The sequence below is a fragment of the Acidipila rosea genome (assembly GCF_004339725.1).
Lineage (GTDB): Bacteria > Acidobacteriota > Terriglobia > Terriglobales > Acidobacteriaceae > Acidipila > Acidipila rosea.
The window spans coordinates 500,099-524,308 of sequence record NZ_SMGK01000002.1 but is presented as its reverse complement, the minus strand read 5'-3'; the positions used below and the strand labels follow the sequence as shown (position 1 = coordinate 524,308).

The 24,210-nt window shown below is 61.5% G+C and carries 21 protein-coding genes and 1 riboswitch; of the genes, 8 read left to right on the top strand and 13 right to left on the bottom strand.

The features are described 5' to 3' along the window. The first annotated feature begins 29 nt into the window (after positions 1–29). Positions 30–1,664 (top strand): GH39 family glycosyl hydrolase, encoded by a 1,635-nt coding sequence (locus C7378_RS07275; RefSeq protein WP_131994049.1) that lies wholly within the window; start codon positions 30–32, stop codon positions 1,662–1,664. A 58-nt stretch (positions 1,665–1,722) separates the two neighbouring features. Further along, the gene (locus C7378_RS07270; protein ID WP_131994046.1) at positions 1,723–2,448 is read left to right on the top strand and encodes an SGNH/GDSL hydrolase family protein; all 726 of its coding nucleotides are present in this window, start codon (positions 1,723–1,725) and stop codon (positions 2,446–2,448) included. A gap of 48 nt (positions 2,449–2,496) precedes the next feature. Here C7378_RS07270 and C7378_RS07265 read toward each other — a convergent pair whose 3' ends face one another. From C7378_RS07265 to C7378_RS07240, 6 genes are all read right to left on the bottom strand, one after another. Further along, a complete protein-coding gene (locus C7378_RS07265) occupies positions 2,497–5,628 on the bottom strand; it encodes an efflux RND transporter permease subunit (RefSeq protein ID WP_131994043.1) in 3,132 nt (1,043 codons plus the stop codon). 13 nt (positions 5,629–5,641) lie between these two features. Next, positions 5,642–6,703 carry an efflux RND transporter periplasmic adaptor subunit gene (locus C7378_RS07260; RefSeq protein ID WP_243648126.1) on the bottom strand — a complete coding sequence of 354 codons (1,062 nt, stop codon included), beginning with the start codon at positions 6,701–6,703 and terminating at the stop codon, positions 5,642–5,644. A 251-nt stretch (positions 6,704–6,954) separates the two neighbouring features. Next, on the bottom strand, positions 6,955–7,641 hold the full coding sequence (locus tag C7378_RS07255) for a queuosine precursor transporter (protein WP_131994039.1): 687 nt from the start codon (positions 7,639–7,641) through the stop codon (positions 6,955–6,957). Between the two features lie 180 nt (positions 7,642–7,821). Then, positions 7,822–9,438 carry a voltage-gated chloride channel family protein gene (locus C7378_RS07250; protein ID WP_243648125.1) on the bottom strand — a complete coding sequence of 539 codons (1,617 nt, stop codon included), beginning with the start codon at positions 9,436–9,438 and terminating at the stop codon, positions 7,822–7,824. A 183-nt stretch (positions 9,439–9,621) separates the two neighbouring features. Then, positions 9,622–9,692: riboswitch (Fluoride riboswitch) on the bottom strand. A gap of 124 nt (positions 9,693–9,816) precedes the next feature. Continuing rightward, positions 9,817–10,617: a glycoside hydrolase domain-containing protein gene (locus tag C7378_RS07245; RefSeq protein WP_243648124.1), complete on the bottom strand. Its 801-nt coding sequence runs from the start codon at positions 10,615–10,617 to the stop codon at positions 9,817–9,819. A 1-nt stretch (position 10,618) separates the two neighbouring features. Next, the gene (locus C7378_RS07240) at positions 10,619–10,927 is read right to left on the bottom strand and encodes a hypothetical protein (RefSeq protein WP_341539130.1); all 309 of its coding nucleotides are present in this window, start codon (positions 10,925–10,927) and stop codon (positions 10,619–10,621) included. A 38-nt stretch (positions 10,928–10,965) separates the two neighbouring features. On the opposite strand from C7378_RS07240, the gene C7378_RS17665 reads away from it, so the two are divergent. Then, on the top strand, positions 10,966–11,136 hold the full coding sequence (locus C7378_RS17665; protein WP_165876697.1) for a hypothetical protein: 171 nt from the start codon (positions 10,966–10,968) through the stop codon (positions 11,134–11,136). 95 nt (positions 11,137–11,231) lie between these two features. Beyond that, entirely contained in the window at positions 11,232–12,224 is a 993-nt protein-coding gene (locus tag C7378_RS07235; RefSeq protein ID WP_207901368.1) for a LacI family DNA-binding transcriptional regulator, read from the top strand. Positions 12,225–12,244: 20 nt separating this feature from the next. Here the strand turns inward: C7378_RS07235 and C7378_RS07230 are convergent, their stop codons facing one another. The 3 genes from C7378_RS07230 to C7378_RS17660 form a co-directional block, all read right to left on the bottom strand. After that, complete coding sequence (locus C7378_RS07230; RefSeq protein ID WP_131994030.1) at positions 12,245–13,009, bottom strand: flagellar motor protein MotB; 765 nt, start codon at positions 13,007–13,009, stop codon at positions 12,245–12,247. A 1-nt stretch (position 13,010) separates the two neighbouring features. Beyond that, the gene (motA, locus tag C7378_RS07225) at positions 13,011–13,904 is read right to left on the bottom strand and encodes a flagellar motor stator protein MotA (protein ID WP_131994027.1); all 894 of its coding nucleotides are present in this window, start codon (positions 13,902–13,904) and stop codon (positions 13,011–13,013) included. Positions 13,905–14,044: 140 nt separating this feature from the next. Continuing rightward, on the bottom strand, positions 14,045–14,818 hold the full coding sequence (locus C7378_RS17660) for a hypothetical protein (RefSeq protein ID WP_165876673.1): 774 nt from the start codon (positions 14,816–14,818) through the stop codon (positions 14,045–14,047). 156 nt (positions 14,819–14,974) lie between these two features. On the opposite strand from C7378_RS17660, the gene C7378_RS07215 reads away from it, so the two are divergent. Together C7378_RS07215 and C7378_RS07210 are read left to right on the top strand one after the other, a co-directional pair. Beyond that, positions 14,975–17,227: a sensor histidine kinase gene (locus C7378_RS07215; protein WP_131994024.1), complete on the top strand. Its 2,253-nt coding sequence runs from the start codon at positions 14,975–14,977 to the stop codon at positions 17,225–17,227. After that, a complete protein-coding gene (locus C7378_RS07210) occupies positions 17,224–18,576 on the top strand; it encodes a sigma-54-dependent transcriptional regulator (RefSeq protein ID WP_131994021.1) in 1,353 nt (450 codons plus the stop codon). Before C7378_RS07215 ends, C7378_RS07210 begins: the two co-directional genes overlap by 4 nt. Positions 18,577–18,611: 35 nt before the next feature. Here C7378_RS07210 and C7378_RS07205 read toward each other — a convergent pair whose 3' ends face one another. Continuing rightward, on the bottom strand, positions 18,612–19,502 hold the full coding sequence (locus C7378_RS07205) for a YqjF family protein (RefSeq protein ID WP_131994019.1): 891 nt from the start codon (positions 19,500–19,502) through the stop codon (positions 18,612–18,614). On the opposite strand from C7378_RS07205, the gene C7378_RS07200 reads away from it, so the two are divergent. After that, the gene (locus C7378_RS07200; protein ID WP_243648123.1) at positions 19,501–21,051 is read left to right on the top strand and encodes an FAD-dependent thymidylate synthase; all 1,551 of its coding nucleotides are present in this window, start codon (positions 19,501–19,503) and stop codon (positions 21,049–21,051) included. The genes C7378_RS07205 and C7378_RS07200 overlap by 2 nt on opposite strands. A 123-nt stretch (positions 21,052–21,174) precedes the next feature. Beyond that, positions 21,175–21,396, top strand: a complete 222-nt coding sequence (tatA, locus tag C7378_RS07195; RefSeq protein ID WP_131994014.1) for a twin-arginine translocase TatA/TatE family subunit — start codon at positions 21,175–21,177, stop codon at positions 21,394–21,396. Positions 21,397–21,487: 91 nt separating this feature from the next. Here tatA and mtnA read toward each other — a convergent pair whose 3' ends face one another. From mtnA to C7378_RS07180, 3 genes are all read right to left on the bottom strand, one after another. Further along, on the bottom strand, positions 21,488–22,546 hold the full coding sequence (gene mtnA, locus C7378_RS07190; protein ID WP_131994011.1) for an S-methyl-5-thioribose-1-phosphate isomerase: 1,059 nt from the start codon (positions 22,544–22,546) through the stop codon (positions 21,488–21,490). A 239-nt stretch (positions 22,547–22,785) separates the two neighbouring features. Beyond that, complete coding sequence (locus tag C7378_RS07185) at positions 22,786–23,313, bottom strand: peptidylprolyl isomerase (RefSeq protein WP_131994008.1); 528 nt, start codon at positions 23,311–23,313, stop codon at positions 22,786–22,788. 15 nt (positions 23,314–23,328) lie between these two features. Further along, positions 23,329–24,171 carry a peptidylprolyl isomerase gene (locus C7378_RS07180; RefSeq protein ID WP_131994005.1) on the bottom strand — a complete coding sequence of 281 codons (843 nt, stop codon included), beginning with the start codon at positions 24,169–24,171 and terminating at the stop codon, positions 23,329–23,331. Positions 24,172–24,210 lie beyond the last annotated feature (39 nt).

The window sequence follows — 24,210 nt, the reverse complement described above, 5'->3', positions numbered from 1 at the left end:
CTGTGATTCAATGAGGCGGGGTGCCCGGAATGCGTTTACTTGCTCTACTCCTGCTTGCCGCCAGCTCGGCAGCCGTCGCGCAGCAGACTTCCATCCAGGTGGATCTGGCCCGTCCGCAGGGCCGCTACACGCCCATCTACAGCTGGTTCGGCTACGATGAGGCCAACTACACCACCGCGCCGCACGGCCAACAGCTGCTGCGCGAGTTGCATGATCTCAGCCCTGTGCCGGTCCATATCCGCGCGCACAATCTGTTCACAACCGGTGACGGCGCACCGCAGCTTAAGTGGAGTTCGACCAACATTTACACGGAAGACGCGCAGGGCAAGCCCGTCTACTCCTGGACCATCCTCGACGGCATCTTCGATACTTTCGCCGCGACCGGCGTCCGGCCCATGGTCGAGTTGGGATTCATGCCCGAGGCGCTTTCCACGCATCCTGACCCCTATCACGTCCAATATCCGGCTGACATCTTCAAGGGTGGATGGGCTTATCCACCCAGGGACTACGCCCGCTGGCGGGAGTTGGTGCGCCAGTTCACCGCTCACATGGTCGCGCGCTACGGCGCAAAGACAGTCAGCCAGTGGTACTTCGAGGTTTGGAACGAGCCCGACATCGGCTACTGGCACGGTACCGCGGCCGACTATGACCGTCTCTATGACAACGCCGTGGCTGGAGTGCGCGCGGCGCTGCCGGGCGCCATTGTCGGAGGCCCTGCGACCACCGGCCCCCACAGCCCGCATGCCGCCGACTTCCTCACCCAGTTTCTCGACCACTGCGCCCGCCAGCACCAGCCGCTCGACTTCATTTCGTTTCACGTGAAGGGCGCCCCGAAGGTGATCGACGGCCACGTGCGCATGGGGCTCGATCATGAACTGGCCGATGCTGAGGCCGGCTTCAGAATCGTCAGCCGCCATAAGGCTTTCGCGAAGCTGCCGATCATTCTTAGCGAGGCAGACCCTGAGGGCTGCGCCGCCTGTTCGGCCCGCGAGCACCCTGAGAACAATTACCGCAACGGCCCCCTCTACGCGAGCTATACGGCGATGGCGATGAATGGCCTCTTTGCTCTTGCAGACAAGTATCAGGTCAACCTGCTGGCCATGCTCAGCTGGTCGTTTGAATTTGAAGGACGGCAGTACTTTGAAGGTTTCCGCTCGCTCGCGACCAACGGCATCGACAAGCCCGTGTTGAATGTCTTCCGCATGGCCGGTCTCATGGCTGGCGAACGGGTAAAGGTCACCAGCACGGCAGGCTTTCCCGTCGAGGACATCGTAGCGAACGGCGTTCGCCAGTCGCCGGATATCGATGCGCTGGCGACCCGCGGCGAGCGGCAGGCTGCGGTGATGCTCTGGAACTATCACGATGAAGATGTGCCGGCGCAGGGCGCGGAGGTCAGCGTCGCCGTCAAAAGCATTCCAGCCGGAGTGAAGCGGGTGCTCGTCCAGCATTTCCGCATCGATGACGATCACAGCAACGCCTACACGGTATGGAAGGCGATGGGCTCGCCGCAAGCTCCGACAGCTGCGCAAGTGGCGCAGCTTAAGGCCGCAGGCCAGCTGCAGCTGCTCACGTCGCCCGTGTGGGTAGACGCGAAGGACGGTGTGGTCACCTTGCCTCTCAATCTGCCGCGGCAGGCCGTCTCCTTGCTGCGCCTCTCGTGGTAATTTCTCGCGGGATTTTGTAACTTGTCGCCTATCGCTTGCCAGGGATAAAACGGGTTCTATGTCTCGACGCATTTGCTCTGTCGCCGCACTTTTCTTTCTTCCCGCATTGGCCATCGCGCAGGAGCCGCTGCCGTTCCTCCACGCGAAGGACGTGATCGTGTTTCAGGGCGACTCCATCACTGATGGCGGCCGCCAGCGTACCGGCAGCGATTACAACCACATCATGGGGCAGGATTATGCCTACATCCTCGCAGCGGAGATAGGATCCGAGTCTCCGGAGCGCAACCTCACCTTCATCAACCGGGGCATCAGCGGCGAAGGAGTTCCGCAGCTGACCGCCCGCTGGCAGCGGGATACGCTCGCGCTCCATCCCGCCCTGCTCAGCATCCTGGTCGGCATCAATGACCTTCCCTCGGCCGCGCCCACCAGGGAGACCGCAGCCGATTACGAAGCGGCCTATGACAAGCTGCTGGCCGAGACCGTAGCTGCGCTTCCTGCAACAAAAATCGTCCTCGGCGAGCCCTTCATGTTGTCGGTCGGCAGGTTCAAGGCGAACTACGCGGCTGATATGGTCGAGCTGAAAAAGCGGCAGGAGACCGTCGACCGGCTGGGAGCCAGATACCATCTGCCGGTTATTCACTATCAGAAGCTTTTCGACGCTGCGTGCAGCCGGGCTCCCGCCGACCACTGGAGTTGGGACGGGATTCATCCGACCTACGCGGGCCACGGACTCATGGCAAAGGAGTGGCTGCGGGTTGTCGATCAGCAGTGGGGTTCCAGATAGTTGCAACGCCCACGTCTCAGTTCGAGACGTGGGCGTTGCCTTTGACGATTAGTCGGCAGCTGAGTGAAGCGGGGTATTGTGGTGTGTCTTGCGTCCGATCCCGGCCAGCATCGATTGCAGCACAACATACAGCACCGGAATGAAGAACAGGTTCAGCACGGTCGAGAGCACCATGCCGCCGACAATCGTCGTTCCGACAGAGTGGCGTCCCAGCTTGCCTGCACCCGTAGCGAAGACCAGCGGCAGCACTCCGAGAATGAAGGCTACTGAGGTCATCAGGATGGGACGCAGGCGCAACTCCGCGGCCTCGATTGCGGCCTCGGCAATGCTCTTGCCCGCATGGCGCAGCTGCTCGGCGAACTCGACGATAAGAATCGAATTCTTCGCCGAGAGCCCGATGAGCATCACCAGCCCGATCTGACAGTAGATATCGTCGGGCAGTCCGCGCCACGAAACCGCGAGCAGCGCGCCGAGCACCGCCATCGGAACCGCCAGCAGGATGATGAACGGCAGCGCGAAGCTCTCATACTGCGCCGACAGCGTGAGGTAAACGACCAGGATGCCGAGGCCGAAGATGATGATCGCCTTGCCGCTCGATTCGATCTCCTCAAGCGCAAGACCGGTCCAGCTGTAGGTCATTCCGGGCATCATGTTCTGCTTGGCCACTTGCTCCATCGCCGTAAGTCCCTGGCTTGAGCTAAGCCCCGGCGCAGCAGAGCCGTCGATCTCCGCCGAGCGGAAGAGATTGTAGTGGCTGATGACCTGCGGAGCCGATGTCTGCTCGATCGTCACCAGGTTGTCGAGCGGGATCATCACGTTGTTGGACGAGCGCACGTAGAACTGTCGCAGGTCTGCGGCCGTGCGGCGAAATTGCTTGTCCGCCTGCACATAAACGCGATACGAGCGATTGTTGAAGTCGAAGTTGTTGACGTACTCCGAGCCCATGTAAACCTGCAGCGCATCGCTGATCTGCTGGAAGGGCACGCCCATCGACTTCGCCTTCTCACGATCGATATTGACCAGCACCTGCGGATCGTTCGACGTGAAGCTGGTGAAGAGCCCGGTCAGGTCCTTGCGCTGTGCGCCCTTGGCCACGATGGTATGAGCCACGCGATCAAGATCCTGCAGCGTATTGCGGCCAAGGTCCTGCAGCTCAAACTGGAATCCGCCGAAGCTGCCGATACCGTTGATAGCCGGCGGCTCAAACGGGATCACCAGCGCGCCGGGTATCCTCAGCATCTGCATGCGCAGCGCCGTGACGATGTCAGCCGCGGAGTGCCCTTTGCCCTTGCGTTGATCGAATGGGGCCAGGTTCACGAAGATCAGCCCATAGTTCGGCGCGTTTCCGGCGAAGCTGAAGCCTCCGATAGCAAAGGCTCCCTGCACGTCCTTGTTCTGCGCCAGCACAGCCTCGGCTTCGTCCTGGATGTGCGTTGTGTACGAGAGCGATGCTCCCTGTGGTGCCTGCACCTGCACGATCAGGAAGCCCTGATCCTCCTGCGGCACGAAGGCTGTCGGCACATGCTGATACATGTAGACCGTGGCAGCGAGGCCGCCAAAGAAGATGAGCAGCATCAGGTAGCGCAGCTTCAACACAACATGGATCGCCCGCGCATACGTCGAGCCCATCCACCGGATGAAGCGATCGATAGCGTGGAGCAGTCCATGATGCTCGCGCTCACGGCGAAGCAGCAGCGCTGCCAGCGCGGGTGAGAGCGTCAGCGCATTGAAGGCCGAGATGGCGATTGCAAAGGCGATCGTCAGCGAAAACTGCTTGTAGAGGATGCCCGTTGTGCCCGGGAAGAACGACACCGGGATGAAGACCGAGATCAGCACCAGTGAAGTCGCGATCACAGCGCTCGTCACCTCCGACATTGCTATCGAGGTCGCATGGTGAGGATCGGGATCGCCTTCCGTGATATGTCGCTGCACATTTTCAATGACGACGATCGCATCATCGACAACCAGTCCGGTTGCGAGAGTGATGCCGAACAGCGTCAGTGAATTGATCGAGAAGCCGAAGAGCTTGATGAAAGCAAATGTTCCCACCAGCGAGACGGGAATCGTGACCGCCGGAATGATGGTCGCCCGCCAGTCTTGCAGGAAGAGGAAGATGACCACGATGACGATCACGATGGCCTCAGCCAGCGTGATCACAACTTCATGGATCGACTGCCCGACAATGGTGGTGGTGTCGAAGGCAACCACATACTTCATCCCCGGCGGGAAGGACTTCGCCAGCTCCGCCAGCGCAGCTTTGCCTGCACGGTCCACTTCAAGCGCATTGGCGTTGCTCAACTGCTGCACGCCGAAGCCAATGGCCGGAATGCCGTTGTACTTCAGGCTGCTGGCATAGGTCTCTGCGCCAAGTTCGGCATGGCCCACGTCCTTGATCTGGACAATTCCATTGGCCGTGTTCTTGACGATGATGTTGTCGAACTGCTGCGGTGTGCTTAGTCGTCCGACAGCGTTCACTGAAATCTGAAAATGTTGATCCGGGTCGGCAGGCGGCTGGCCCAGCTGGCCGGCTGCTACTTCCACGTTCTGCTCCTGCAGCGCGCTCAAAACATCGGTTGCGGTCAGCTGCCGGGCGGCCAGCTTGACCGGATCGAGCCACACCCGCATTGCATACTTGCGCTCGCCGAAGATCTGTACATCGCCAACGCCCTTGATGCGCTTCAACGCATCCTTCACGTAGACGTCGATGTAGTTGCTCAGGAAGAGATTGCTGTACTGGCCGTTCTCGGAGTAAATGCCGGCGGCGAACACGAAGTTCGAGTTCGCTTTATTCACCGTGATGCCTGTCGAGTTCACCTCGGCCGGCAGCTGCCCCGTAGCAGTCGAGACACGGTTCTGCACGTCGACCGCTGCGATGTCCAGGTCATAGCCCGTGTCGAAGGTCGTGGTGATCGCCGAGGTGCCGTCACTGGCGCTTGTCGAGGTGATGTAGCGCATCCCCGGCACACCGTTGATCTGCTCTTCGAGCGGAATGGTGACAGCGGATTCGACGACCTGCGCATTTGCGCCGACATAGTTGCTCGTGACCGTGACCTGCGGCGGCGCGAGCTGCGGGTAGAGAGAGATGGGCAGGGTCGGAATCACAACCGCCCCCGCGAGGATGATCAGCAGCGCGCATACCGTCGCAAAGACCGGACGCCGGATGAAGAAATCAACAAACAAGCGTTACGTCCTTTCAGCCGAGCGGTTGCACTGGCGCGCCTTCTGCCAGGAATTGAGTGCCTGAGACGATGACCTTCTCGCCATTCGCCAGGCCGCCGAGTACAGCATAGTTGTTGCCGACAGTGTCCCCGAGCTGCACTTCTTTCTGGTGGGCAACATAGTCGGAGCCATGCTGGGCAGCTACGTAGACAAAGGCTTGCCCGCCAAGCCGAGTAACCGCAAGCACCGGCACGGTCGGCATCGGCTTGGTCGTCCAGATCACCCGTGCCTTTACAAGCTGGTCGGTGCGAATCACGCTGGGAGGCGAGTGGAGTTTAGCCTTCGCAAGGATCCCCTGCAGCTGATTGTCCACCTGCGGCGAAACGAAGTAGATCGTCGAGTGTTCGATCAGCTTGCCGCTGTTGTTCAGAATATCGACGGCCAGCCCTGCCCTGATCTCCGAAGCGCGCTCCGTCGGAATATAAATATATGCCTCGAAATCCCGGTCTTCATCGAGCGTCGTCAGCATCGTGCTCGTCGAGGCATAGTCGCCCAGGTGCACCGGCACGTCGCCCACCACGCCATCGAACGGCGCCGTGATCTTGTAGTAGGCCAGCTCCCGTTGCTGGGTCGCGGTCAGCGCGACCGACGAATCGTAGTCGGCCTTCGAGTTCTGGAAGGACTGCTGGGCCTGGTCAAAAGCATCCTTGCTGATGATGCCGGCCTTAAACAGCGCGCTCTGGCGCTGGAACTGGCCCTTGTTGTATTCGTAGACGGCGAGCTTCTGCTTCTCCGTCGCTTCCTGCGACTGCACCGTCGCCTCCTGCTTGGTCGGGTCGATAACCATGAGCAGTTGGCCCGCGCGAACGTGCTCGCCGGAGTGCGTAAGGATCTGGGTGATATTGCCGGCAACCTGCGGGTTAATGGTCGCCGAGCGCCGCGAGCGAATCGTGGCTACATAATCATCACTCTGCGGGACCGGCGTGGCAGCCACTGTGACCGTCTGCACGGGCATGGCGCGCATCGCAGGGGCTGCAGCGGCTTGGTTTGCGTTGCGGTTGCACCCTGCGGTGAACAATAGGAATGGCACAGCCATCGGCAAAAGGGAAGCTGCGACTCGTGGCAGGTGTTTCACTTCGTTAGGCCTCTAATATCGGATAAAGAATAGGTGCAGTCGGGGAGAGGGTCGCGCTTGCAAACGCCACGCTCAGATGTTGCCACGGAGTGGAGGTCCCGGCTGCCGCTTTCCTCGGGCAGTCCAGTCCCACAGGCCGTGCTGAATCGACAGTCTTAAAGATGCTTTGGGTTCATAAACGCTTCAAACAAAATCATACGAAGTTACAAAAGTTAAAGTTCCGTCGACGAGCGGCTCAGAACCGCAAATGGATTGAAGTCAGTGGCTTGATCGAACGCATCGACTTTTTCCACCCTCTTCAGCTGGTTCACCACCAGGTAAGTCAGCGGCGTCGCCAGTACCTCATAGACCACCTTGGTGAAATAAGAGGACAGGATCAGGATGCCGATCGTGCGCCACGAAATTCCCCAGAAGGCGATCACGATCACCGTCGCTGTATCCACGGCCTGTCCGGTAATCGTTGAGCCGATCGTTCGCGTCCACAGCCAGCGGCCCCTGGTGAACAACTTCATCTTAGCCAGCGTGTAGGAATTGGTAAACTCTCCCGCCCAGTAGGCGACAAGGCTGGCGACCGCAAACCGCGGCACCAGCCGGAAGACGGTCGCAAAGGCCTGCTGATCCTTCCATCCCGGTGCAGCCGGCAGAGCAACCGCCAGCGCTCCCATCCCGGAGAGCAGGGCCATGGCGAAGAAGCCGAGCCAGATCGCCCGCCGCGAAGCCGCATACCCGTAAACCTCCGTAAAGATGTCGCCACAGATATAGGTAATAGGAAAGAGAAGCTGGGCCCCGCTGACCTTGAGCGGTCCTATCTGGCAGATTTTGGGCCCCACCAGGTTTGAAACCAGCAGGACAACAATAAATCCGATAGTCAGGGTGTCCAGATAACGATAGCTGCGCATGGGAACTGCAGAATAGCAAAGAGTTACGACAGAAGCGCGAATCCCGCTCTGGCCGCACCCACCTGAGGGCGGAAATCACCGGTTAGGGTGTGTTCCCACCAAATTAAGGTATTCCTGATCTCTTTTGAGGGATCCCGTGGACTTTCGATGTGCTTTCCGGCGAGCAGCACCTTTTTTTGCTTAGCCCTCAGCACGTGGTTTCGCGTTGAAGCTTTCGTCACGCTCCATCTCTAGAGCCTCTTCCAATTCTTGACGTTCAATGGCGGCCTCGATCTCCGCCTCTCGACCATACAGAAATACCACTCGTACCTTTGCCAGGTGGTCGCGGTTATGCTTGACAAACGATTCCAAGTCTTCCTTGTCTCCTACAAGTTCGAGGCACTGGGGCAGACGGGCTGGCGGAATTTCTCCCGTATCCATGGCAAGCTCCTGTCCTTTCAGATAACCCCCGATGACACGATGCAAGAGCGCCTGTTCGATACCATGGTCCTTCGCCTGCTTCAGCAAGAACGCACCCAACGCCTGCGGCGCGATACGCTTCCACCACGAGTCAGGCCGCCGCATCTCTGAAGCGGAAAAGTACATGCGCAAGACGCCAAGATGTTCCATCTGCATTCCTCCAAAGAAACCATAAATGTTGAGATTGTCGAGAAGGTTCTCTTCCGGCGCGATGCGCAGCGTTGCCACGCTCCCGATCGAAAGACCCTCTTCGGCGACGTTTTTGAGATTTTTGCTCCTTCCCACCCGCTGGGCTTGATAGATTCCCGCGTGGCCCGAAAAGAGATAGCTGATCACACAAGCGATGGCTGCATACGCGCCAGCCTCCGCGCCGAAGAGTTCTACAGCCATCAACGTTGACGCGATTGGCGTATTGGCTGCACCTGCGAACACCGCCACGAATCCCATTCCCGCAAGCAGCGAAGAGGGAAGCGGCAGGACATGCGATAGCGCGTTGCCCAGCGTCGAGCCGATATAAAAGAGAGGAGTCACCTCGCCGCCCTTGAAGCCCGTGCCAAGAGTTACAGCGGTGAAGAGAATCTTCGCCGCAAAATCATAGAAAGGTAGCTTCACCATGAAGGCAGCGGAGATTGTCGGTAGTCCCAACCCGATGTACTTCAGGGTCCTCGATGTACCGATACCGAAAACAGCCACCGTTACGATCAGGCCTCCCGCTACCGGACGTAAGGTCGGATTCGCGATGAACTTTCGAGCGGTATGCGACACCAGGTGAGTGAGCTTCGCGAACGTCATCCCAATGATGCCGAAGGCAACTCCGGCAAGGATCGAATATGCGACTCCACGGACACTCATCTTCGGCACATCCATCACCTGATAGACCGCGTGATGGATTCCCCACGCGTGGGTCACGATGTCGCCGATGAATGCAGACAAGATGCATGGCGTGATCGCCTCATAGCTCAACTTGCCAATCGCCAACACTTCGAGCCCAAAGATGGCGCCCGCAAGTGGTGTTCCGAACACAGATCCAAAGCCCGCGCTGATGCCGGCCATCAGCAGGATGCGCCGGTCGTGAGGTGTCATGCGAAACGGACGCGCCAGTTGATCAGCCAGGGATGCTCCCATTTGGATCGCAGTACCCTCACGCCCCGCAGAACCTCCAAAAAAATGGGTCACGATCGTACCAAGCAAGACCAGCGGAGTCATTCGAATTGGAATAGTCGAAGTGGGGTCGTGGATCTCTTCCAGGATGAGATTGTTGCCACCCTCGACGGTTGAACCAAACTCTTTGTAAAGCAGTCCTACCAGCCATCCCGCTGGCGCGAGAAGCAGGATCAACCAGACATGATTCTCCCTGATCCTGGTGACGAAGGCTAGCGAGGCCAGCAACAATGCAGATGCCGAACCGGCCATAATTCCAACTATGGCGGAGACCGGGATCCAACGGCCTAATTCTAAGAAAAGATAGAGTTGTTCAGAGAGGGAGTTGCGAAGAGACGTTTCGGGCAATGGGCCTCCTACAAAAATGTAGGAGTCATTAGCGTCAACCGAAGGTCGTGCGTTTGGTGGCGAACTCCATCGCCTAATTTGTTTTTAGAGAATAACAAGATGCCTATTTGAGGTCAATGAGGGCCGTTAGGCGGACTTTATCAGTCCGTCTACTCTTCTTGCTGGACACCCCTAAAGATAAAAAACCTTATGAAGGAAGAGAGAATCTCAGCGGCCGGCAGACGGATCGGCGCTGGCGGCCGTATCGAGATCCAGCAGGCTCTGCGCGGTCTGCGGCAGCCCCGGAGCATAGCAGTTTCCATCGGCGCTGTAAGTCTTCACGCAGGCGGCGGTGTACTGCGGACGGCGTGGCGACTGCGCGAACTGCCACACCTCCGCTCCTGCAAATCCGCTACCGGCAGGCGGAGCCGCCCGCAGCCTGCAGCCCGGTGACGGCGGGCAGGCATCGTTGGCTACCCAGAGCGCTGCCTTCGGAAACTGGTGGTGAACATCCTGCGCCGTGCTGATCGAGCCATCGCCTTCAGGAACTGAAATGCCCGAGCAATACACCCCGGCTCGGAACCCGCCGCGCCTCACTGCATCGATCCACCCGCGAAGATACGCCGCCTGCTCTGGGAGCATTCGGCCACCCTCTTCCTGGTCCAGAAAGATCACCGCGCGCATAGGAAAGCCTTCATCAAGCGCCGCTTTCACCGCGGCCGCGCCATCTGCGCCGCCGAGCGTTGTGGCATCCCGGCCTTTGAGCTGTGCGTCGAGGCGGCCGTTGAAAAGCAGCAGGAATCCAAATCCCTGCGCACGCAGCAGTCCGCGCTTGCCCGTCCAGGGATTCGTATTCATTTGTGGTGGGTTGTTCAGCCAGTAGCAGGCGTAGGAGAAAGTCCGATGCAGCTTCGTCAGCGCCGCATCGCCCGGATAGAGGTTCTGGTCAAAGCCGAGATAGCTCTTCTGCGCGCGGGCGGCGCTCACTCCCAGCAGCAGGAGCAGCGCCCACGCGAAGTGCCGCATCATCCTAAGCCGACTGTAGAAAGGCGACAGACTGTATCCCCGCCACTTCAAAGCGCTTGCGGCAGCGAATATTCTTGCAGGCCACCTGATCGTCCCGCCGCACCATATAGGACTGAGCCTTGGCAAAACGGGCCCGGTCGCGCTCATCCGCATGACGCGGGATGCCGTTCTTCTTCCGGCGCACCAGCCATCCAAGTTGATATTCATCTGCCTTGCCGCAGTGTGGGCATGTAAGCGTGTGGTTCCGCTGTTCCTGCTTCTCGTCAAAAAATTCCCGCTCGTCCATCGCCTGTCCCCTTTTGCGTTCCCTCAAAAGTATTTCATAATGCCACAGAACGAGAGAAGCCCGACATGGCAGCGAAGAAAAGCAAAAAGAAGGTTTTTTCGACCGTCAAGGCCGTCAAGGCGAACGCCCGCGAGCGGGTGGGGCAGCCTAAGCCGGTCAGGCTCATTGCAGACAAGAAGCATGGCGCCCGGCGGAAATCCACCCTGCAAGAGATGATCGACCAGCAGGAACCCTAGTCTGGGCGGTTGTTAACTGATGCTTCATCTTGACGCCGCTCGCCGTGGATGAGAACTTTCAGGAAGCGGTGTAGCGGATGACTCGAAAGCCAACCATGAGCGACGTGGCCAAAGCGGCCGGCGTCGGTACCATGACTGTTTCACGTGTTTTGAACGGTTCGCCCCACGTACATGAGCTCACAGCCGAGCGTGTACGCCGGGCCATCGAGCGGCTGCGCTACCGGCCCAATGAGATGGCGCGCGCCCTGCGCGGTTCCCGGACACGCAGCATCGGGGTCATCGTGCCCTACCTGTACGATCCCTTCTTCGCCACGTGCGCGCATGAGATCAACGTTGTCGCCAAGAGTCACGGCTACTCCGTCATCCTCACTACCTCCAATGAAGATCCCGACGCCGAATACTGCGAAGCGCAGCTCATGCTGCAGCGCCATGTCGAGGGACTCATCGTCATCCCCGCTTCGCAGCGCCATTCCAAGCTCACCCGCGCCGAGTTTGAGAACACGCCCATCGTTACCCTTGACCGCCCCGAGCCCAGCGGGCAATACGATTCGGTTCTGGTTCACAATCGCAGCGGCAGTCGCCAGGCAGTCGAACATCTCATCAACCGGCACGGTCACAAGCGCATCGTGCTGCTCGGTCGCAATCAGAAGCTCTATACCCTCTCCGAGCGCCTGATCGGCTATCGCAAGGCCATGCGCGACCACGGTCTTGAGCCCGAGTCCAGCTTTGAGTGCTCGTCGCCCGAGGTCACCGGTGCAGTGCTTGAGGCCATGCTCCAGCGCGTCGATCCGCCTACCGCATTCTTCACCGCCAACAACCTGACCACGCGCTATGTGCTGGCTGCCTGCAATAAGCTCAAGATTCGCGTGCCGGAAGATATCGCCATCGTCGGCTTTGACGACTTCGAACTCGCCGAGCTGCTCCAGCCAACCCTTACGGTGGTCTGGCAGCCAGCCGCGGAGATAGGCCGGGTAGCGGCAGAACTGCTCTTTGACCGCCTCGGCAGCACCGACAAGGATCATAAGCCCATGCGGATGGTGTTGCCCGTCAAGCTGGTCGTGCGCCGCTCCTGCGGTTGCGAGGAATAATCTGCGGTGAGCCTGCGCCTTTAATGCGCAGCTGTATCCGGCTTTACCGGCGCGCCCGGTGGAGCAGCATCCGAATACTGCACGATCACCGATATCCGGCGATTCGACGGGTCAAAGGGCGCCTGCGGCAGGCGTAACCGCTGGTCGGCAAATCCGCGTACCTGGTTCACCTGTCCGGCACGCAGCCCTGCCTCCTCCATCAGGCGCCGCGCCGCATTGGCGCGGTCAACGGAGAGCTCCCAGTTTGAGTAGGTCCCATCTCCCGAGTAAGGTTTCGCATCCGTGTGCCCTTCGATCGAGATGCGATTCGGCAAAGCCCCGATCTGCTTCGCGAGTAGTGACAGCAACTCCTTGCCGCTGCCGCTCAGCTCCGTACCGCCGGTGTCAAAGAAGGTGCCGCGGCCCGATTCGAGCAGCTCGATCCGCAGCCCCTCGGGCGTGACCGTCATGATCACCTGGTTCTGCAGCGCCTGCAGGTGCATGTTCTGCTGGATCGATTGCTCCAGCTTCTGTTTGATCTGGTTGATGTTGTCCTTCGTCAGCGGCAGGCTGTCCGCCGATCCCGAGCGGTCCGTACCCGTCTGCGTCGATCTCCCCGACGGGTCATTGAAGTAGCCGGCCACCGCCTTCCGGACATGGTCGCTCGTATTCATCAACCACAGCACGATGAACAGCGCCATCATCGCGGTCACGAAATCCGCATACGCCACCTTCCACGCACCGCCATGGTGGCTGCTGTGACGAGCCTTGCGCTTGAGGATGATGATCGGCTGTTGTTCACTCATCCTAGGCCGCCGTCGTCGCTTCCGCAGCCACGCCAGTCGCGGCTGGCTCGCCCTTGCAGGCGGCTTCTACTTCGGCAAAGCTGGGGCGCACATGCACGGGAACCGCGCGCCGCGCCGTCTCGACCGCAAGCGCGGGTGGAGAGTTCCGCGCGGCGCAGGCGATCAGCACCCGCAGCACATGCAGATAGGAGTGTTCTTCGTCGAGCGCCTTGGTCATGTTCGAGCCCAGCGGCCCCACGAAGCCGTAGCACATCAGAATCCCAAGAAAGGTTCCCACCAGCGCCGCCGCTACCTTGTGTCCGATTGCCTCCGGCGGTCCGCCCAGCGCTCCCATGGTGATCACCACTCCCAGCACTGCAGCGACGATCCCCAGTCCGGGCAGCGCATCGGCCACAGTCGTCAGTGCGGCGATCGGCTGATTCGCGCCATGGTGCCGCACCTCCATGTCGAGCTCCATCATCTGGTCCATGGCAAAGGCGTCCACTCCGCCAGTGACGATCATCCGCATCGTGTCGCACACAAAGTCGCAGGCATGATGATCGGCCAGGAAGAGCGGATAGGCGTTGAAGATGGGGCTTTCTGCCGGCTTCTCGATATCCGCTTCGATCGCGATCACTCCCGCGCGCCGCATCTTGCCCAGCAGCTCAAACATCATCTTGAAGGTCGCAACGTAGCGGTCTTTTCCGTACACCGACTTGCCGAGCACCTGCTTCAACCCATCGGCGATTCCCTTGAGGATGTGAGTGGGGTTTGCGATCAGCAGCGTTCCCACCGCCGCTCCGCCGATGATCAGCAGCTCCGCCGGCTGCAACAAAACCGCCAGATGGCCCTTTTCCATCAGGTAGCCGCCAAGTACCGCGCCAATCACTACAACCATTCCTACGATTGCGAACATGTCTTCCTCTTGAGGGGGCAGGTTGGTATCCCGTCTGTTTTCTGTATCGGCGGGGAATTGGGGGACTTCATGCAAAAGCAAACGGCGCACCCTCAGAAGAGGATGCGCCGTTTGATAAGGCGAAAAAAAGGACTACCTGTTTAACGCATACTGACAGACTGCTCCAGCCGGAAGGTCAACGTCGTCTCCGCAGGGATCACGATCTCCTTGTTGCCCGTGAAGGCCGTTCCCGCCGTTCCGCCGCCTGCGCCGAGCAGGCCGCCGATCAGCGCGCCCTTTCCGCCGCCGGCCAGGCCGCCGATCAGTGCGCCAAGCCCAGCGCCGCCGCCGATAAAGCCGGCCGTGCGCTTGCCTTTGCCTTTTTCTACCCTCTCCACGGTGCTGGTGGCGACGTCATATTCGCGCCCTCCCACCTGGATACGGTCGAGTCGAAGAGCCAGTTGCGCCTGACCCTTGAAGCGTCCCAGCGACTTGGCCGAGATCACCGTTCCGCTGGCCCGCGAACCGGTCCGGACCACCGTCCGCCCGTTGACGACAATGGGGCTCGCAACCGTTGCCGAGAAGGAGTCGCCCGTCTGGTTGATCTTGGAGCCGAGGTCCTGGCTCAGCGTCACGCGAACCCGCGTGCCTGCGGGAATCGTAAGCGCCGGAGCGGGCGCTGGTGCCGGGGCCGAGGCCATGGCCCGCGGGGCGGGTGCCGGCGCAGGTGCAGGCGCGGACGCAGGAGCAGCAGCCGGAGCGGCTGCAGTTGCCGTCTGGTCTGCCTGTGTCGTAGGTGCCGCCGGCGGGGCGGGCGGATTTTCCTGCGCTGCATTGTTAGCCGGTGGCGTCGGGTTCTTGTTGCAGCCACTGGCCAGCAACACCCCAGCCAGGGCGATAGGGAGGATCGAGCGGGTAAGCGCGAGGTTTTTCATAACGCCTTAAGCATGCCACTAAACCGGCTTGCCGCGCGAGTGCAAACTTTGTTGGTGCCGCCGGATCTCCGAACCTCCGTAACGGCAACACACCCCGTCAAACTCAGCCCCACCTTTTGAAATCACGGTCTAGAATAAGTCGAGGCAGATCTGTAGATGAACGAAGTGCGCCTTGGAGCAGGGAATCTATGGAAGAAAAAGGCCGTGCGGGCCGTGCTCGCCTCGGTCATGTTTCTGCTGCTGCTCATCCTTGGCGCGCTCAACGCCTTCAACCTTCGCTTCCTCCGCCCGCCGAGCACCGCCGCTGTCTTTCTTTTCACCGCGCTCACGGTCGTCATCTTCCTGCTCTTCCTCACCCTCCTCGTCCTGCTTTCGAGAAACATTCTCAAGCTGCTGGCCGACCAGCAGAGCCGCGTCCTCGGCTCGCGACTGCGTTCACGCATGATGGTGGGCGCTGTCCTGCTCTCCTTCGCGCCCGCGCTCTTCATGTTTCTCTTCAGCTTCGGACTGATGAACCGCTCCATCGACCGCTGGTTCTCGCAGCCGGTCTCCGAGCTTCGCGAAGACTCGACCCGCATCGCCTTTGAGCTCTCGCACTATGTCACGGACAACGCCCGTGCCGAGGCAGACTCGCTGGCCCAGTCGAGCTCCTTCGCCGCCGCGCCTGATCCGACCGCTGCCATTCGCCGTCGCCGGATCACCTTGCAGGGCGGCTTCGCGGCTGTCTATCGCGACGGCAAGGTGATTGCGCAGTACGAGGTTCCAACGCCCGTCGTTCCGGTTTACATCCGCGCCTGGATGGATGATCGCGACGCGGAGCAGGCCGACAGCTCGGAGCCGCTTTCCGCCATCATGCTCCGCGCCTCCCAGCGCAGCGACGAGCCTGTGCTGGCCTTCGGCAACAGTGAATTTGCCCTCGGCGCGGCATCTGCTCCCAACGGCGAGGTCGTCGTGGTCGCGCTCCCCATGCCCGCGGGCCTCACCTCTACCGTTTCAGACATCCGCACCGGCTCGTCCCAGTACTGGGCCGTCTACCGCCAGCGCCGCACCATTCGTCTTACCTATCTGTTCATGCTCCTGCTGCTGACGGTCCTGGTGTTTTTCGCCAGCACCTGGCTCGCTCTTTATCTCTCCAAGCAGATCACCCGGCCCGTTGAGGCCCTGGCCGACGCCATGAATGAGATTGCCCAGGGCCACTACGGCCAGCGCGTCACCCTGGCCACGACTGAGGAGCTCGGCGAGCTCATCCGCTCCTTCAATCACATGGCCTCTGACCTTGAGCAGAGTCGCATGCTCGCCGAGCAGTCCACGCAGCAGCTCTCCGCCGCCAATCTTGCCCTTGAGGAGCGCCGCCGCGAGCTGGAGCGCATCCTCGAAACCATCCCCAGCGGTGTCGCCACCCTCGACAGTCACGGTCGCATCCAGCAGACGAATCGCGCCTTTCTCCGCTTCGTTGATGGCGCAGAGCTTGTCGGGCGGCACGTCGATGATGTCTTTTCTCCTGAGATGGCGCAGGAGTTGCTGCGCCTGGAGCGTCGCGCCCAGCGCATGGGGCAGGCGACCGCCGAGCTGGAGATGAAAGGTTCCCAGACGAAGACCAGCATCTCCGCCACCGTTTCTCTGCTCGAGCTCGGAACCGATCGCCGCGGCGCGATCCTCGTGCTTGAAGACGTCACCGAGTTCCTCAAGGCGCAGCGCCAGGTCGCGTGGAAAGAGGTCGCGCAGCGCGTCGCCCACGAAATCAAGAACCCGCTTACTCCGATCGCGCTGTCCTCCGAGCGCATCCGCCGCCACGTCGAGCGCCCCACCCCGGAGTCGCACTCCATCATCATTCGCTGCACCGAGGTGATCCTCAGCTCTGTTGAGAGCATGCGGACACTGGTTGACCAGTTCGCAGCCCTGGCCGAGTTTCCTGCAGCCCGGCCCAAGCCCGCTGACCTCAACCAGATCGCCGAGAGCGCTCTGGCGCTCTTCCATGGAAGGCTGCGGAATATCCGCATCGAAAAGCGCATGGATGCCACTCTCCCCCCGGTCATGGCCGACTGCGAATCGCTCAAGCGCGCCATCGCCAACCTGATCGACAACGCCGCCGAGGCCATGCAGGACAGCCTGCTCCGCGTGCTCACCATTGAAACCAACCTCGTCGGGGAGATGGCCGAGATCGTCATCGCCGATACCGGCTACGGCCTCACCGGCGAAATGCGCGAGCGCCTGTTCCTGCCCTACTTCTCGACCAAGCAGCGCGGAACCGGCCTCGGCCTGGCCATCGCCGCCAAGATCGTGCAGGAGCATCGCGGCACCATCCGTGCCGAGCAGAACACGCCCGCCGGAGCCCGCTTCATTCTTGAGCTGCCCCTCGCTTCGCTGCCGCTGGCCGCCGAGCCGGCCACTACAGGAACCATCGTATGAACCATGTTCTGATTGTTGACGACGAGGCCGAGATTCGGGAGTCGCTCAGCGGCATTCTGCGCGACGAAAACTACGCCGTCGTCTCGACCGCCACTGCGGAAGAAGCCCTGGTGCTGCTCCGCGACGCCAGCTACGACGCCGTTCTCCTCGACATCTGGCTGCCGGACCGCGACGGCCTCGACCTGCTCAGCGAGATTCGCACCCTCGCGCCTGAGAGCCGCCCCGAAGTCATCATCATCTCCGGCCACGGCACCATCGAGACCGCCGTCAAAGCAACCAAGCTCGGCGCTTATGATTTCCTCGAAAAGCCGCTCTCCCTCGACCGTACCCTCATCCTGCTCAAGAACGCGATTGAGGCGCGGCGGCTGCGCACAGAGAACATCGAATTCAAACGGCAGCTCACCCAGCAGGCGCCCATCACCGGCGAAAGCGTGCCCGCCAAGGCGCTCCGCCAGCAGATCCGGCTCATGGCCCCCACCAACGGCCGCGTGCTCATCTTTGGCGAGTCCGGCTGCGGCAAGGAGCTTATCGCGCGCGCCATCCACGCCCAGAGCCTCCGCCACGAGCGCGTCTTCATCGAGCTCAACTGCGCCGCGATTCCCGAGGACTATATCGAGAGCGAACTCTTCGGTTACCGCAACAACGCCGTTGCCGGAGGTCCGCCCGAGAAGCGCGGCACCTTCGAACGCGCCGACGGCGGCACCCTCTTTCTCGATGAGGTGGGCGACATGAGCCTCAAGACCCAGGCCAAGGTCCTGCGCGCGCTCGACGAGCAGCGCTTCACCCCGGTCGGAGCTGTGCAGCCGCTCAGCGTCGATGTCCGCGTCATCGCCGCCACCAACAAGGATCTCGAAGAGGAGATTGCCCGGGGCAACTTCCGCGAGGATCTTTTCTACCGCCTCAACGTCATCCCGTTCTTCGTGCCTCCGCTGCGCGAGCGTAAGGAGGATATCCCGCTCCTCGCCCGCGAATTCCTCCGCTCCTTCGGGCGCGAGTACGGCCGGCCGCGCGTGGAGATCGCCGACGATGCCCTTGAAGTCCTTCAGCAATACCACTGGCCCGGTAATGTCCGTGAGCTTCGCAACGTCATCGAGCGCGTGCTGATCCTCAACCCACAGGCTCCGCGCATCGAGCGCAGGCACCTGCCCATGCTCGTGCAGCGCAGCACCGGCCGCGGTGAAGAGTTCACCAGCCTCCACCAGGCCCGCGAAGCCTATGAGCGTGACTACATTCTCAAGAAGATTGAAGAGTGCAACGGCAACGTCAGCCGCGCCGCCGAGACCCTGGGCCTTGAACGCAGCCACCTCTACCGCAAGATGCGCTCGCTCGGCATCACCGCCCGCGAATAAAGAGGTACATCCGGCCGCGCGCTCTCCGGGGAGACTTACAACGTCTCCGCCGCAGGCAAAACCTGTGCCGCCGTGTGTTTCGCCATCGCCGAAACCTGTTCGAGCGGCCACACATATACCTTCAGCGTCCGTGAATAGTGCAGGATCGGCTCGCGCTCCGGCAGGCGCAGCCCAAACGCATCCGGCAGCTCGTTCAGCCCGATCTCGGCCTCTGCCTCTTCGAGCGGCCAGGGAAGATGGTGAATGTTGCCGCGGTAGAGCAGCCCCCGCGCGTCTGAGGTGTAGAGGCAATAGCGCTCTGTCAGAAAGTGTTCCAGGTCGCCCCTGGCAGCCTCGCGCCCCAGGCTTCGATACTTCGCCTCAAACCGCGCCGGCTCCTTCACCAGCAGCCGCTTGCTGGAGTAGCGGATACCGCCCTCCTGGTGCCGCACCCCCATGCGCGCCCAATAGTAGGGAAGCTTGAAGAAGGCCCGCGCCACGCTCACCGCCAGTGGATTGGCCGCGTCCAGCGAATAAAAATAGACCCCGGCGAGGTTCGAGTTGCGTTCCCGGACATAAGTTCGCAAGTTCAGCTCAGGAAACCGGCTCGTACCCGGAATCGGAGGCAGTCCGCGAAACCGGATGCCGTCCATCCAGAAGGGAACCACGCCCAGCCACGCATAGCCGTCAAAGGTATCCACCGCCAGCCCCTGCGGCAGATGCCCGGCGATGTCCGCAACCTGCACCGGCCAGTGGGCAAAAAGCAGATCGTTCCACTGTTGCGTCATCGCCCACGGGGAACGCGGCAGCGGCCATGGCCGGTGCTCCGTCGTTGCGAGGATGTCTGGATGGAAGCCGTTCCCGGATTGGATCCCGCGAAGCAGCTGCCCCGAATGCCGTATCCTGTTGCCTACTATGCCTGAAACTGAAGCAGTCGCCTCTGCCATGCCGTCCCGTTCGCCTGAAGCGCAGCCATCCAACCAGACCGAAGTCTTCGCTGTCCACGGCGCTGACCCTGAGGTACTGGCCTACGCCATGGCCAAGTATTCACGCTCGGCGCTCTCAATGAAGGAGTCGCTCAAAGAGATCAGCAGCCAGCGCGCAGAACAATTCCTCAATACATTCTATTTCCAATACGGCCATCGCTCCATCGCCGACCTCGCGCATGTCGCGTTCGCCATTGAGCGCCTCTCTCTGCTCGCCGCGATTGTACTCGTAGATGAGCAGCGTTGGGATGGCCAGGAGCGCTCCACCCGTTACCAGAACTTCAGGAAGAGCGGCTGGTACATGCCCGACTTCGCCGCCGACGCCGCGGCTGGGCAGCTCTACCGCGATACCGTCACCGGGCTCTTTGCCGCCTATGAGCAGGTAGCCGCCGGTGCTTTTGAATCCCTCAGGCAGCAGACCCCCCGCCCAGAGGAGATGAAGCAGGACGCCTTCGACCGCACCATGAAAGCGCGCGCCTTTGACGTCGCTCGCTACCTCCTGCCGCTCGCCACCAACACCTCCCTTGGCCAGATCGTCAACGCGCGAACCCTTGAGATGCAGATCTCCCGCCTGCTTTCGAGCCCCTTCGACGAGGTCCGCATGCTCGGCGAGCGCCTCCGCGAGGCCGCCGCCGGCCCTGCCTGGAACGTTCACGCGAGCGACTATTCCGCCCTGGCCGATGAGGTGGCAAAGCTCGATCCCGCCCTCGGCGAGCGCGCCCGAGAGCTGCTCACTCGCGAAGTGAAGACCGCCCCCACGCTGGTCAAGTACGCAAAGGAGAATGAATACCGCTCAGCTACCAGAAGGGAACTGGCGCAGGCCGCCGACGGGCTCATGAAGGGCATACCCATCCAGGCCGCCCCACTGGTCGATCTCGTCGAGGCTGGCCAGTCCCTTGAGGTGGAGCTGGCAACAACTCTCCTCTACGGCGCCTGCCACTATTCCTACCGCCAGCTCCGCGAGCGCGTCGCCGCGCTCGACAGCGTCCGCCGCGACGAAATTATCTCCCTCGGCACCAGATACCGGGGGCGTCACGACGAGCTGCTCCGCGAGTTCTCCGTGGGACAGGTTCTCCGCTTCGATATCCTCATGGACATCGGTGGCTTCCGCGATATGCATCGCCACCGCCGCTGCGTGCAGGTGATGCAGGACTTCACCACCGAGCACGGCTGGGACGTCCCCGAGGGCCTCGAACAAGCTGGCCTGAAGGCCACCTTCGACACCGCCATGAAGCAGGCCCACGCCGCCAGCCAGCGCCTCGCCGCCTCCGCCGTCCCGCAGTCCGCGCAGTACGTCCTGCCGCTAGCCACCCGCAACCGGACGCTCTTCTCCATGGATTTTGCCGAAGCGCTCTACATCTCCGAGCTGCGTTCGGCTCCGCAGGGCCACTTCTCCTACCGGCGCGTCGCCTGGGAGATGTATCAGGCGGTCCGCAAGCAGCATCCCGTTCTCGCCCAGTACTTCCGCGTTACCGACATCAACGAGCCGGTGGATTTATTGAAGCGCTAGATCCGGTCGCAACTTCTTCGGTGGGGCAGCGATTCATGCCCCGCCTGATTCCCCAAAAGGAAATTTTCACTATCATCCGTTTGGCGGCTTATAATCGTTCTGTTACGGGAGAGATTCCATATCATGCTTGATAATCTGTTTACGCCCACACACCTTCTGATCATCCTCGCGATTGCGCTGCTGGTCTTCGGCCCCAAGAAACTCCCCGACCTCGGCAAAGGGCTTGGCGAAGGGCTTCGCGGCTTTAAGGAAGGCATCAAGGGCGGCAATGACGCCGCTAAGACGGATGCAACCGCGACTAAAACAGACGCAGCCCCGACCCAGCCCACTCCGCTGGCCAAGTAGCGCCTGCCAGGCAGCGACTCACAGGTAGCGCCTTCACGGATCTTCTGCGGCGGCGCCTTCGCCTGGTGCGAGGGCGCCGCCGTTTCACGTTCTACGCCTGAACGGCTGCATTCTCCAGCTCGCTCAGCGACTCCGGATAGGGTGCCCTCAGCACGCCGCGCTCCGTGATGATCGCCGTCACATACTTCGCCGGAGTCACATCGAAGGCCGGGTTCTCAATCCCCACATTATGCGGCGTCAGCTGCTTGCCCGCATGGTGCGTCACCTCGATCGCCGCGCGCTGCTCAATGGGAATATCGTCGCCATGCGCCGTCGCCAGGTCGATCGTGGACCACGGCGCAGCCACATAGAACGGAATCCCGTGCTCTTTCGCCAGCACCGCCACCCCGTAGGTGCCGATTTTGTTGGCCACATCGCCGTTGGCCGCAATCCGGTCAGCGCCGACCACTACCGCCTTGATCTTTCCCTGCCGCATCAGGCTCGCAGCCATGTTGTCGCAGAGCACCGTCGTGGGGATGCCGTCGTGCATCAGCTCCCACGCCGTCAGCCGCGCTCCCTGCAGAAAGGGCCGCGTCTCATCGGCATAGACATGCAGCGAATGGCCCTGCTCGACCGCCGCGCGGATCACCCCCAGCGCTGTTCCATAGCCACACGTCGCCAGCGCTCCGGCGTTGCAGTGCGTGAGCACGCCGCCCGCCTCCGGCATCAGCTCGGCGCCGTTCGCCCCCAATGTGCGGCACGCCGCAATGTCCTCGTCATACATCAGCCGCGCCTCCTCGATCAGGCCGGCGGCAACGCCCTTTACCGTCATCTCCAGCTGCGCCGCCAGCTTCGTGAAGCGCTCGCGCATACGCGCAATCGCCCAGAAGAGGTTCACCGCCGTAGGGCGGGTAGCGGCCAGCGTATCGCAGATCGTCTCAAACTCGGGCTTCAGCTCAGCCAGCGTTGCCGCACGGCTGCGCTCTACGCCCAGCGCCACGCCCATCGCCGCGGAAACACCGATCGCCGGAGCGCCGCGCACAACCATGGTGGTGATGACGTCAGCTACCTGTTGGTAGCTGGTGGCCAGTACGTAAGTTTCTTCAAGCGGCAGGCGCGTCTGATCGAGAAACCGGACGCCTTCGGAGGTCCATTCAAGAGTGGGAATCATACTTCTCTAGTGTAAAGGCTGGGTCACAGGAGCGACAGCTCGGGGAAGTCCTGCTGGTAGCGCCGCGCATCCAGCGTCATCAGGCGGTCCGCCTGCAGCAGCCCATGCGCTCCGATGAGAAAGTCAGCCAGCAGCCGCTTCGGTTCTTCGCTCCCCGAACCGGTTCCGGCCTTGCTTCCCGACCTGCGCCGCCGCCCGGCATACCGGCAGGCGAGGACCGCCTGCCGGAAGCAGAGAAGCTAGACCCGCTCGATCACTACGCTGTCGATCGTCACCGGGGTCTTCGGTTTGTCCTGCGCGCCGCGAGCTACCTTGGAGATCTTGTCCGCAATCTCCTGCCCTTCGACCACTTCGCCGAAGATGGTGTGGTTGCCCGTCAGCCAGGGCGTCGCCGCTACGGTAATGAAGAACTGCGAGCCGTTCGTGTTCGGCCCCGAGTTGGCCATCGCCAGCTTTCCTGGCTTGTCGAACTTGTGCGCCGAGCCCTTGGTCTCGTCCTCAAACTTGTAGCCCGGGCCGCCGAAGCCGGTGCCCGCCGGGTCGCCGCCCTGGATCATGAAGTCAGGAATTACGCGATGGAAGATGGTGCCGTCGAAGAGCTTGTCGGTGCTCTTCTTGCCTCCGATCGGGTGGGTCCACTCGCGCTTGCCTTCGGCCAGTTCGATAAAGTTGGTGACGGTCTTAGGGGCTTCCTGCTCGAAAAGGCGGCAGACGATCTCGCCCTCGCTGGTCTTGAAGATGGCGTAGGTTCCTGCTGTGCGTGACATGTTCGGCAATACTCCTTAGGGCTGTGGTTGCGGTTGGGTGGAGGGCGCAGTGCTGGGTACAGCGGGTGCGCTCGCGGGCGCAGGGGGAATCGGTTGCCCCGGTTCCACGATGGTCACCTTGTTGAGATAAACCGGCGTCAGCGGCTTGTCCTGGTCGTCGCGCTCGACGCGCGCGATGGACTTGACCACATCGATGCTCGGGTCGTCGCACTGGCCGAAGATGGTGTATTTCTGATCGAGTTCGTCGTTGGCCGCTTCGGTAATAAAGAACTGCGAGCCATTCGTGTTCGGCCCCGAGTTCGCCATGGCCAGCCGTCCCGGTACGTCGAAGTTCAGATTCGGGTCAAACTCGTCGGCGAACATATAGCCTGGGTCGCCCATGCCGGTCGCCAGCGGGTCGCCGCCCTGGATCATGAACCCCGGAATGACCCGGTGAAACTGCGTCCCGTTGTAGAGCGGCTTGCCGGTCATTTTCTGGTGGGTCGCCGGGTCGGTCCACTCTTTGCTGCCCGTCGCCAGTCCGACGAAGTTGGCGACCGTATTCGGCGCTTCCTTCGAAAACAGCTTGCAGGTCATCCGGCCCATGCTCGTGTCAAAAATAGCCGTAGGCCCAGTCGGCTGCGGGCTCACGGGAATCTGTGTTCCTGGCGAATCCGGCAGCTCGTCCGCCGCGCTTGGCGCAGGCGCTTGCGCCGGTGGCGCCGTCTGCTGGGGTACGGTCTGCTGGGGTACGGTCTGCTGCGGTGCGGTCTGCTGTTGAGGGGTGCTGTCCTGCGAAGCTGGCTGCTGGGAGTAAAGTGGGGCTGACAGAAAGGCGAGCGAGAAGAGCAGAATTGGCAGGCGAGCGGTCGACGTCATCGTGATTCCCAACCGTCAGGGTATCGTATCGCCGCGCTG